The 11,954-nt window shown below is 42.0% G+C and carries 9 protein-coding genes; 7 read left to right on the top strand and 2 right to left on the bottom strand.

Annotation, left to right across the window (positions count from 1 at the left end; genetic code table 11):
* Positions 1-55: 55 nt before the first annotated feature.
* Complete coding sequence (locus tag ACM0OZ_RS14980) at positions 56-1,075, top strand: aldo/keto reductase (RefSeq protein ID WP_414583609.1); 1,020 nt, start codon at positions 56-58, stop codon at positions 1,073-1,075.
* Positions 1,076-1,246: 171 nt separating this feature from the next.
* Here ACM0OZ_RS14980 and ACM0OZ_RS14975 read toward each other — a convergent pair whose 3' ends face one another.
* Positions 1,247-1,777 carry a vitamin K epoxide reductase family protein gene (locus ACM0OZ_RS14975; RefSeq protein WP_096565727.1) on the bottom strand — a complete coding sequence of 177 codons (531 nt, stop codon included), beginning with the start codon at positions 1,775-1,777 and terminating at the stop codon, positions 1,247-1,249.
* A 294-nt stretch (positions 1,778-2,071) separates the two neighbouring features.
* Positions 2,072-4,267 carry a GumC family protein gene (locus tag ACM0OZ_RS14970; RefSeq protein WP_414583608.1) on the bottom strand — a complete coding sequence of 732 codons (2,196 nt, stop codon included), beginning with the start codon at positions 4,265-4,267 and terminating at the stop codon, positions 2,072-2,074.
* A 416-nt stretch (positions 4,268-4,683) separates the two neighbouring features.
* Between ACM0OZ_RS14970 and ACM0OZ_RS14965 the strand changes: the two genes are divergently transcribed.
* The 6 genes from ACM0OZ_RS14965 (at position 4,684) to ACM0OZ_RS14940 (ending at position 11,847) form a co-directional block, all read left to right on the top strand.
* On the top strand, positions 4,684-5,991 hold the full coding sequence (locus tag ACM0OZ_RS14965) for a glycosyltransferase family 4 protein (protein ID WP_414583607.1): 1,308 nt from the start codon (positions 4,684-4,686) through the stop codon (positions 5,989-5,991).
* A 181-nt stretch (positions 5,992-6,172) separates the two neighbouring features.
* A complete protein-coding gene (locus ACM0OZ_RS14960) occupies positions 6,173-6,589 on the top strand; it encodes a hypothetical protein (RefSeq protein WP_414583606.1) in 417 nt (138 codons plus the stop codon).
* A gap of 501 nt (positions 6,590-7,090) precedes the next feature.
* Positions 7,091-7,933 carry an ABC transporter permease gene (locus ACM0OZ_RS14955; RefSeq protein WP_414583605.1) on the top strand — a complete coding sequence of 281 codons (843 nt, stop codon included), beginning with the start codon at positions 7,091-7,093 and terminating at the stop codon, positions 7,931-7,933.
* Positions 7,934-8,130: 197 nt separating this feature from the next.
* The gene (locus ACM0OZ_RS14950; RefSeq protein ID WP_414583603.1) at positions 8,131-9,411 is read left to right on the top strand and encodes an ABC transporter ATP-binding protein; all 1,281 of its coding nucleotides are present in this window, start codon (positions 8,131-8,133) and stop codon (positions 9,409-9,411) included.
* A 94-nt stretch (positions 9,412-9,505) separates the two neighbouring features.
* Positions 9,506-10,528 carry a polysaccharide pyruvyl transferase family protein gene (locus tag ACM0OZ_RS14945; protein WP_414583601.1) on the top strand — a complete coding sequence of 341 codons (1,023 nt, stop codon included), beginning with the start codon at positions 9,506-9,508 and terminating at the stop codon, positions 10,526-10,528.
* A 68-nt stretch (positions 10,529-10,596) separates the two neighbouring features.
* A complete protein-coding gene (locus tag ACM0OZ_RS14940; protein WP_414583600.1) occupies positions 10,597-11,847 on the top strand; it encodes a glycosyltransferase family 4 protein in 1,251 nt (416 codons plus the stop codon).
* The last annotated feature ends 107 nt before the right edge of the window (positions 11,848-11,954 follow it).

Raw genomic sequence — 11,954 nt, 5'->3', positions numbered from 1 at the left:
CATTCCTCCCCTACCATGCTTAACCCATGAAAGGGGTATTCTGCCGTAATTTGTGATGAACCTACCCGCATCAAGCCGTCTACAATTCACTCCTGATTTAAACATTTGCCGTACCTTAAACGGGATGTGGCAAGTCTCCGGCGCACACGGACGCATTGATCCAAAAGCCGCGATTCAAAGTATGTTCAAATATTTTGATGCAGGCTTTACGACTTGGGACTTAGCAGACCATTATGGACCTGCGGAAGATTTTATTGGTGAGTTTCGGCGTCAGTTAATTGCGACTCGTGGTAAAGAGGCTTTATCTAACATTCAAGCCTTTACGAAATGGGTACCGCGTCCTGCTAGGATGACCAGAGAATTAGTTGAAGAAAACATTAATATTTCTCTCAGAAGGATGGGTGTAGAATCATTAGATTTAATGCAATTTCACTGGTGGGAATACCGGGATAAAAATTACCTCGATGCCCTCAAGTATATGGCAGAATTGCAAGCTGAGGGAAAAATCAAGCATTTAGCTTTGACTAACTTTGATACAGAACACTTGCAAATTATCACGGAAGCAGGCATCAAAATAGTTTCCAACCAAGTGCAATTTTCTCTTGTTGACCGCCGCCCTGAAGTTAATATGATTCCGTTTTGTCAACAGCATGATATAAAACTTTTCACATATGGTACAGTTTGCGGTGGTTTGTTATCAGAAAAGTATTTAGGGAAACAGGAGCCGCGAGGGTTTGACTTGACCACTGCTAGCTTAAGAAAATACAAAAATATGATAGATGGTTGGGGTGGTTGGAGACTCTTTCAAGAATTACTTTCTACCCTTAAAGAGATAGCTGACAAATACAGTGTCACTATCCCTAATGTCGCAGTACGTTATATTTTGGATCAGCCAACTGTTGCAGGTGTTATTGTTGGTGCAAGGCTGGGAGTATCCGAACACATAGAAGACAATACCAAAGTATTTAACTTCACGCTGGATGCTGAAGATTTGAATCAGATAAATGCCGTATCTAGTAAGTCACGGGATTTGTATCAATTGATTGGCGACTGCGGCGACGAATATCGGCGATAATCCTCGCTGCTCAAACATTCAAAAATTAAAAAAAATTTTTAATTTTCAATTGATACTTTTGAATTCCCCGAAAGCCGTGACTTCTCCCTAACTCCTCTCCTAGAAGAAGAGGGCTTTTTTTCTTTCCTTAGTCAGGAAAGGAAAAAGCCTTGCGAGATTTCGTGGAGGAATCTATTGGTTGCCTTGTGCTGCGCTGTTCTTGTCGCGGCGTCCCAGCAGGGTGCGAACAGCAGTCATAACTTCCGGCACTGCGAGCACTATGGACGCGAACGAGCAAAGCGTTGCCACCTGGCAGTACTCACAAAACGCTTTGTTCTCGCTCCACTCCTCACGAGCTAGCTCGGCGGAGGTGACCCCATCGATCAGGAGCTTGACGCCCATTGCAATTGGTAATAGCGGATTACGCCGTGCGCGGTCTATACCACCAGCTGAAGCTAGCCAAGCAGTGAGGGCGTAATTAACCACCATAATCGGTCCATCGGGTGAGCTGAATCGGCTGTAAGCGTAGTTAGACGCGTCAACGCGGTCTGCGTCGAAGGGTCCTGGTGGATCAGGTAAGTGATCAACGATCCCGGTTTGGTAGAGTGAGACGAGTTGTCCCATCGAACCGCCAAGCATAGACAAGCCGATAATCCATCGCCGACGGGTCATATCGGGGCTTTTTCCTTGACGCAGTTCCTGACTTAGTTGTGTTGGCTCCATAAAGCGCAATCCTCTGTAACGTTTGCGTTGACGCTCACATCAGCCATGTACCGGGCGTTGCACCGACAACGGATAAAATACGCAGTATACATCCAATTCGGCGATGACAGCACCTTGCACTTCAGCAGATAGATTCCTTACCATTTTCGGGAATCAGTTTGATGCGTACCACTTACGCAGGAGGTACTTCGTTTAGCACTACTTATCAAATAGCGAATATCTTAGAAAGATTCCGCAGACGGATTTACGGATTTATAGAGGCAGGTTTTGAAATGTCTTCTCAAGACTGTGAATTTATTTTTTGTATTTGTAATAGTTGTAATAACTCATACTTTTGTGCCCGTTGATAACTAGACCTAAGACATTACTTCGGTTTATTTTCAGGCTATCTAGAGCTTCTTTCAGTACCGAGCGGTCTGTTTTGTGCATCCTAGTGACAAGCACAATACCATCAGTGGAAGGTGCCAGCAAGCTAGCATCAGCAAGACCAACTAAGGGAGGCGTATCATAAATTACCAAATCAAAGGCTTTTTGGAAATCTGCCATTAATTGCTTCATTTTTTGTGACGATAGCAACTTTGCAGGATCAGGTGGAATCGGTCCTGTTGTGATGACAGAGAATTCCCTTACAGAAGGTAGTTGTCGGATCACCGTCTCCACTGGCATATTTCCAGAAATGACACTACTCAATCCCCACAAGTTATTTATATTTGTTAGTGTGTGAATCCGGGGGCGGCGCAGATCGGCATCCACCAGTAGGACTCGTTGTCCCATAGTAGAAGCTATCTGTGCTAAGTGGAATGCAACTGTTGATTTACCATCTCCAGCCCCAGCAGAACTAATGACTAGAGAGCGAATTGGTTGATCAGAACTGAGCAGTTGAATATTGGTATGAAGTACCCGTAAAGCTTCCAAAAATTTCAGCGATTCATACTGCTTGTAGCCTTCATCCGGTGCATCCTGATGCTCGACAATTTCAGCCGACTCAGAAGTGTCCTGAGAACGCAAATTTGTCAATTTTGTGCGAGATTGATCTGCAACAGTGCGGTTTTGAAGTTTTGGGAGTTGCTTTTCAAATGGAATAGTTGCTAGTAGGGGTAGTTTGAGCTTCTCCTTAAGGGCATCGACCGTATGGAAAGTATCGTCAAGCTTTTCAATGACTAACGCACTACCTATTCCCAAGAGCGTACTAGCAACCAATCCCAACATCAAATTACGTTGAGTGTTAGGAGACACAGGAACTTCTGGCTGAACTGGGGCTTGAACTAACTGCCAAGGAATTTGTGTCTGAGCTGCCTGAATTAGCAAAGTTTCGCGGGTAGTAAGAAAACGATTTAGGCTCTCAGTGGCTATCTGTAAGTTGCGCTGTAATTCTGTGTATTGTCGTGCCAAAACTGGCAGTTGTTCTACTTTTTTCTGAAGTTTTTTTTCGGCTAGAGCAAGTGTTTGGCTTTGCGATTCTAAATTCTGAATTTCATTCGCCACTTGAGCAACTTTTATAGACCAAACTCGCTGCGCCTCCTGATGTAGCAAGGGCAATAGCCTTTGCCGCTTTTCTCGCAATACTTGGATGGGTACAGTATTTTCTTGGAATCGAGTTAATTCAAAAGCTGTCTGAGCTTCTAGTTGGCGAATTTCAGTGATTAACTGCTGATAGACAGGAGCATCGCTCAGTGCTGTTTTAGCTCCCTCTGCTCCCTGTATCCTAGCGAAATAAGTGCGAGTTATCGCTAATTGCTGATTAATAGCTAGTCGTTGCCCAGATAATTGCTGAACTAGCTCAGCTATTTGCTGTGCTTGACTTTGCGGGTCGATAAAGTCGTAGTTTTGTCTGAACTTTTGCACTTGTTGTTGAATTTGATCAACCCGACTCTGTAGGGATGGTAGTTGTTTTTCGACAAATTGAACCCCTTGACGCAAATTAGTCTGTCTATCTTCTAAGCTGTACTTTAAGTAAGCCTGAGCTAGTGTGTCTAGTACGACTTTAACTTTAACAGGATCGTTATTTTGGTAGCCAAATTCTATAATTTTTGTTTCACCTAAACGAGTAATCGTCAGAGCATTTATAAGAGAATCATAGTTAATTTCAGGATAAGAAAGTTGCAACTCTTTGATAATACTTGCCATAAGTTCAGGGCTCTTGAGAACCTGAATCTGAGTATCGTAATCCAAACTGGATTTATCTAATTTGTGCTCAAAATTTGAGGCAAGTTTCGGCAATTCGTTGTTATCACTATTGACAGGTTCCGCTAAAATCCGAAATTTGGCTTGATATTCTGGTTTTTGCTTTAACGTTCCACCTACAACACCAGCTAGAACAGCAGTCATGACTACTGCAATCACTAGTGCTCGTCGCTTGATTACACTCAAAAATTGCAGCAAATCCCAATCATCTCTTTCTACTTCTAAAAAAGGCAAAGATTGAGTTTGAAGCACCTGAGATAGATAGTTTTTATTCCCGATATTCCCATTAAGAGATGAGGTTTTCAAGAAAAAAATCTCCTTTTTACTAGGTAATAATTTAAGCTGGCTTTCTCTAACAGCTTGTCAACTCCCCTTCGGGCAATGCAAAATTTAAAGTTATAAATTTAAATATTTATATTTAATGTTTTTTTCTTTGCCTATATTCAAGGCTACAGCCATCTTATTGGGGATAATATTAACCCTGAAACTAGAATTTCAGCTTCAGTAAATTCACGTATTTGTACTAAGGGGTAAATCAATTGGTACCAGTGAAATTGACTAAGTTTCTTGCAAATTTTATAAAAATATTTCAAGTACAGTGCTTATTAAAGAATTTCTCCACAAAGTTCCAAAAAATGTCCCTATGATGTTAAGTCTTACGATTTTTTGGGCAGTCTAATAGCAGTGATCGGATCAGCGATTTCACCAGGAGTATACTACACGTGGAATACAACCACAGGCTTAAGCAGTTAGTTCAAAGCCACCATGAAGACTTACAAGTCGGAAATTACAAATTTTTTCAAGTTGGCCAGTTAATTAAGTTGTCTGTGATTACACAATTTTTTCCGCCTGATTACGCTGCAACCGGACAGTTAATTGATGAGCTTGTCAGACATTTACAGCAACAAGGGGTAGACATTGAAGTATTTACAGGTCAACCAGGCTACGCTTTTGCGACTCCTTATGCTCCAGCTGTTGAACAGTCTGGTGGCGTACGAATTAAGCGATCGCGCACGACCCAATTTTGGTCTGATCGGATTCGCGGTAAAGCTATCAATGGTATTCTGTTCACCTTGCGTGCTGCGCTCTATCTGGTGAATGCTGCCCGTCATCGTAACGTCGTTTTACTGACTACGGCTCCCCCATTTCTGCCAATTTTGGGTTATCTGGCTCACGTCTTATTCGGACTGAGTTACGTTTGCATACTCTATGACCTTTATCCAGATATTGCGATCGCTCTTGACGTGATACCAAAACACCACTGGTTGGCTAAATTGTGGAAGGTTCTAAATAGAGAGATTTTGCGAAAAGCCAAGGGTATTGTGGTTCTTAGTCCAGCTATGAAGCGACAGGTGGCGGCGATCTGTCCAGAAGTTGCTGATAAGACTTCTGTGATTCATAGTTGGGCAGATTCTAAATCGATTGTACCGATTGCTAAAGAAGATAACTGGTTTGCCCACCAGTACAATCTCGTAAATAAATTTACAGTCATGTACTCAGGCAACATGGGTCGGTGCCATGATACACATACAATATTGAATGCTGCCAAGTACTTACAAAAAGAGGCTATTCAGTTTGTCTGTATAGGCGGCGGAGCTAAGCGAGAAGAACTGATTGAGGAGGTCAATCGATTAGGGCTTCAGAACTTTTTGTTTCTTCCATATCAAGCAAGATATGTGCTACCTTATTCCCTGACAGCCTGTGATTTATCGCTAGTAAGCGTGGATGCAGGTATGGAAAGTCTGGTTGCTCCCTGCAAACTTTATCCGGCTTTAGCAACTGGACGACCAGTAGCAGTCATTTGTCCAAATCATTCATACTTGAGGCAACTGATTGCAGATGCAAACTGTGGTGAGACGTTTGAGAATGCAGACAGTTACGAGCTGGCGGAGTTTATTTCGCGGCTGAGTCGCGATCAGCGTTTAGCAGAGCGTATGGGTAACTCTGCTCGTCAATATTTGCAGTCTTATTTCACACCTGAGGTTATATCTAGGCAATATTTTGATGTATTGCGGCGGGCTATATCATAGGGTTGTTAGTCTCCCTGCACCATGGCACTTCATAAAATGCGTAAGAAGTCGTCAAGGGGAAAACATACTTTTTGAAATTAAATATCTCAATGTTGATTGAGGAGTTGGGCTTCGATGGTCTTGTTGATCTCAGTCCCTCCAACGTAACCTTCTTATTTACTTGTTAATACGGGAGGTCGAATTGCACAGAAGGTGTGACCGAAATCGGAAACGTACAAAACGACGAGCTATTTATTGTCCGATACATGGCTGCTATCTTGACAGTATGAGTCAAAAGTATCCGTTGTTTGCAGATAGTGCTGGGCAACTTCAGCAACGAGGGATACGACGAAAAGACGCCTTAATTTTAATAGCCAGTAAAACTGCAATACCCTTTGATGGTGAATGGTTAGAAGCTTTCTGGTGCGACCAGTGTCAAGAGAAAAAGTGGTATCACGTGCGGAAGCAAGAGTTTACCTATGATTTGTCTGTAGCACCACCAGAACTTTGGCAGCAAGCAATGGGAGTAATTTATCCCCAAGGAAACCCTTCTGTGGGAGAGTTTACTCTCAGGCATGCAAGCATGGTTGGATACAAAATTGACATCTCCCCTGCCTAAAAGTCAGGGGATTCTTGGGCTGAACTCGCCTCCGTCAGGTTTCCCTTATTACAGGTCTTACAATTCATACTTGTCCGTTCGCGTAGCGTGCGCCTAAGCGCATATTGCAGTTTTTTAGGCTACAACCCACTTATGGACAACTCCCCAAGCGTTTACCCATTTCAGAGTACGTTCCCGTGTGCCCCACGGTACGCGGATTACTCCAAATTGTTTTGTCTGTTGAATCATTCACTGCTGTTTAACAGTTACTGCCGGTTTTATAGAGTTATCGGTAGCTCTTGCCCTTACTATTTTCCGATCGCTCGTATGGCAAAGCGATCGCATTTTTCCTAGCCGAGCCATATTTGTCGGGCACGTGGGGCGCGGTATTTCAACCTGTAGGCTATTTATATTGTCGCACGATACTGCTTTTTTGTTCCAGATTTAGAAAGCCGTCCTTGACGGGGCTTTAAACCCATTTTTTCGGTAACCAGGATTTTATCTTTGTTGGTTAAGCCAGTTATGAGTTATCAAAACACTACCCTCAAGCAAGAGTTCATCATTGAAGCCGGACGCACCGAACAAGAATACTGGAAAGACTTATGGCGCTACCGGGAATTATTCTATTTTCTGGCGTGGCGAGACATTCTTGTACGTTACAAGCAGACGGCAATTGGAATGGCTTGGGCGCTGATTCGTCCGTTTTTGACAATGGTGGTGTTCTCAATCGTGTTTGGGCAGTTGGCAAAGTTGCCTTCGCAGGGTGTTCCCTATCCAATTTTGGTATTTACAGCAATGTTACCCTGGCAATTTTTTGCTAATTCCCTGTCTGAGTGTAGTAATAGTCTGATCACCAATTCCAACCTTATTTCCAAAGTCTATTTTCCTCGCTTGATTGTACCGACAAGTGCAGTTGTCGTTAGCTTTGTAGATTTTTTGATTTCAGGAATGATTTTGCTAGGGTTGATGGCATGGTACAACTTTGTTCCTAGCTGGCGCATTTTGACACTGCCATTATTTATTGGGGTTGCCTTTGCTGCTTCGATAGGAGCAGGGTTATGGTTGGCTTCTTTGAATGTTCAGTATCGGGATTTCCGCTACATCGTGCCGTTTATTGTGCAGTTCGGTCTGTATATCTCGCCTGTAGGCTTCAGCAGCAGCATTGTTCCAGAAAATTGGCGGTTGCTTTATTCCTTAAACCCGATGGTAGGAGTGATTGATGGCTTCCGTTGGGCGATTTTAGGAGGAGAGTCTTATTTGTATCTACCGGGTTTTATTCTGTCTTTAGGACTGGTCGCCTTACTCTTTTTCAGCGGGATTTGGTATTTCCGCAAGATGGAACGCCAGTTTGCTGATGTAATTTAAGAAGTTGTTTACATGAGTAAATTCAATACAAATCCAGTTAGCGAGCTATCGCATTAGTTTTAATTGGTTTATGTATCATCAAAACCCTGTACGAACGCTCGAAACCGAAACTTCTACAACTTCGCAAAATTAATGACATGAATCAGTAATAACCTTATTAACTAAGCACAATAACAACAAATAAAAGCGAATAGTAAATGTCTGACACTGTTATCCGAGTTGAAAATTTAGGCAAGAAATACACTATTGATCACCAGCAGCAAGAGCAGTACACAGCACTGCGAGATGTGATTACTCGTCGCGCAAAATCTCTGCTGACAAAGCTCAATCCTGTAACTCAAAACTCGAAAAACCGAGCTAAGAATTTTTCTGAGGAGTTTTGGGCATTGAAAGATGTGTCATTTGAGATCAAGCAGGGCGATAGAGTTGGCATTATTGGTCGTAATGGTGCAGGGAAATCCACACTACTGAAGATTCTCAGCCGAATTACAGAACCAACCACAGGACAAATTCGCATTAAGGGTCGAGTTGCCAGTTTATTAGAAGTAGGAACAGGGTTTCATCCAGAGCTGACAGGTAGAGAAAATATTTATCTCAACGGTGCAATTTTGGGGATGAGCAAGGCAGAGATTAAGAAGAAATTTGATGAAATTGTCGCCTTTGCGGAGGTGGAGAAGTTTTTAGATACGCCAGTCAAGCGGTATTCATCAGGAATGTATGTTCGTTTGGCGTTTGCGGTGGCGGCACATTTGGAGCCAGAAATTTTGATTGTAGATGAAGTGCTGGCAGTAGGAGATGCTCAGTTTCAGAAGAAGTGTTTAGGAAAGATGGAGGAGGTAGGAAAAGAAGGAAGAACAGTTTTATTTGTCAGTCACAATATGGGAGTCGTTCAAACGCTCTGTACACGTGGAATTTTATTAAGATACGGAACTGTTGTCTCTGACGAAACTGCATTTGAAGCAGTCAGTACTTATCTGCAAACTCTTGAAAAATCTGGTTCACAAAACCTTTTAGAAAGAACAGAGCGAAAAGGAAAAGGAGAAATACGCCTGAGTAAAGTCGAGGTTTTTAGTAGTGCAGACTGGACATCGACAACTATAGCAACAGGACGCCCTGCTTATTTCGTCTTTCATGTGACTAAACCACGACCAGGAATGTCATGCATTTTTACTCTCTATGATCAGTACGGTCAGCCAGTGACAAACTTTAATAGTTCTGTGCGTAGCTATCAAGATACTGGCAACCTAGACACAAGTACGAAGTTAGTTTGCGAAATTGATGAGATATTGTTGATTGCTGGCATATACAGAATGAATGTTGCAATTATGAGCAATGGTGAACTACAAGACCATATTGAGGGAGCTTTTAGCTTAGAGGTGGAGGAAGGACCATTGAGAGGACGTCCAGTCATAGCAAGCGGATATGGCAGCATTGTTATGCCACATCGGTGGAGTTCACCTGTAGCCATACCACATTAAGAGAAATGTATTGCTGCCACATCGATATCTTTAACTGAATTGTTGACCATAGCAAAACTTTGCAGTAAATCATTATTTACTAATCTAACAAACCATGAAAATTTGCCTACTTGATCCAGGAATTGAAAACAATTTTGGGGCTCCAAGCTCAAATTTAGGAGATTTAATTATTCAGGACGCAGTTGAAAGAGAATTAGATAAAATTTTTGGAATAAAAAATATTACTAAGTTTTCAACTCATAGTGCTTTAACAAAACAAGAAATTGAGTTTATTCGTAATGAATGTTTATTAATTATTGTTGGTGGGACAAATTTGCTTTCATCTAAAATGAATGAATATAGACAGTGGAAAATAGGAATTAAAACAGCATTCCAATTAAAGCAGACTATCCTTTTAGGAGTGGGTTGGTGGCAGTATCAAGGTTCTCCAAATCTATATACACGAATTCTTTTAAAGACGATTCTATCTAGAAAAGGCATACACTCTGTAAGAGATAGCTATACTAGGGACAAACTTCCGCAAATGGGTATCAAAAATGTCTTAAATACTGGCTGTCCAACTATGTGGCCATTGGCGGAAATGCACCCTGGACATTTTCCTATTGCTAAATCAGACAATGTACTATTAATGCTTACTGACTATAACAAAAATGTTGAATTAGATAAAAAGTTGCTAGAATTATTGTTCTCTAAATATGAAAGATTCTATTTCTGGCCTCAAGGAAGGTATGACGCAGAATATATATCTGAGCTTAAATCTGCTCTAAATATTCCAGTCATTATACTGGAGGAGTCTCTACTAGCTTTGGATCAGTTTATTAATTCTGGAATCTCTTTTGATTACGTTGGTACCAGGCTTCATGGTGGAATAAGGTGTCTTTGCTCTAAGAAGAGGTCTTTAATCTTAGAAATAGATAACCGTGCCAAGGAAATAGCTCGTGATACTCAACTACCAACAATAGACAGAGCAAATTTTGAATATATTAGTCAATGGATTGATGGAAGTTCATCTCCTAAAATAAGGCTAGATTTAACTGCCATCGATAAGTGGAAAAGTCAGTTTTGGAATTTCAGAAAGATAGATAGTCATGTGGAGCATTGTTTGGCAATTAATTAAAAAACGGAACTGGATGACACAGTTTACAAACCCGAATTCATGTTAATAGAAACTATCAAGCCAGCACAATGAACGTTTTACACATCAACCAATCTGATATTTCTGGTGGAGCAGCGATCGCAGGCTATCGATTGCATCAAGGTTTGCTGGCTCAAGGCGTTGACTCTCGGTTGCTCGTGGGTCAAGTCGAAACCAGTAGCGACAAAGTAGCCTTGTTGCAGCGCAATAAACGGATTGAAAAACCGCTCTGGAGTGTAGCTTGGCGTCTTGGCTTTAACTACCTCAACCATGTCAATAGCTTTGATATTCCGAAACACAGTTTCTACAAGAATGCAGATATTCTTAACTTTCACAATCTGCATAATGATTACTTCAATTACCTGGCAATTCCAGCATTAACTGAAAACAAACCAGCAGTTTTTACGCTTCACGATATGTGGAGTTTTACGGGTCACTGCGCCTATAGCTATGACTGCGATCGCTGGAAAACTGGCTGCGGTCAGTGTCCCTACCCAGAGGCGTACCCCGCTGTTCCTAAAGACAACACTCATCTGGAGTGGAAGCTGAAAAATTGGGTTTACAGCAAAGCCAATTTAACAATTGTGACACTCAGTCAATGGCTGACTCAACAGGTTAAACAAAGTATTCTTAACCGCTTCCCCATTCATGACATCCCTAATGGTATTGACACAGAAGTATATCAACCTCTTGACCCTGAACAGTGCCGTTCTTTGCTTAATATTCCAATAGGCAAAAAGGTTTTGATGTTTGGAGCGGAAAGTCTAACAAATACCCGCAAGGGAGGTGATTTACTACTGAAAGGCTTACAAAACTTACCCCCATCCCTGAAGACTGAAACTGTGCTTTTAACTATAGGTCGTGGTGGTGAGGCAATTTCTGAGGCAGTGGGGATGGCTACCGTAAACCTTGGTTATGTCAGCAGCGATCGCCTGAAATCTATCGCTTATTCTGCTGCTGACTTGGTTATTTTTCCCACCCGCGCCGACAATCTCCCCTTAGTGCTACAAGAAAGCATGGCATGTGGCACTCCAATGGTTTCGTTCAAAATTGGTGGCGTTCCTGATTTGGTGCGTCCAGATATCACTGGCTACTTAGCTACACCAGAAGATGCTGATGATTTTTGTCATGGAATTGTGCAGTTGTTGGAGGATGATAATTTGCGTGATCGCATGAGTCAAAATTGTCGGGCGATCGCTCTTGCTGAATACCCTATAGAACTCCAGGCACAGCGATATATCTCACTCTATCATCAGGTGTTGAATAGACAAACCAAGAGGGAGCAGAAAGTGTCTGCCTAGTAATTGATTACACCAACTTTGAAGGCTTGTAGTGAGGGCTTCAGCCCTTTCCAAAGCACTAAAGTGCTTACTAAGGACTCATCAAACTTATCTTGACAAATTACTTG

This window comes from Scytonema sp. PCC 10023, from assembly GCF_963920835.1.
GTDB lineage: Bacteria > Cyanobacteriota > Cyanobacteriia > Cyanobacteriales > Nostocaceae > Kalymmatonema.
This window is presented reverse-complemented; position numbering and strand designations above follow the sequence as displayed.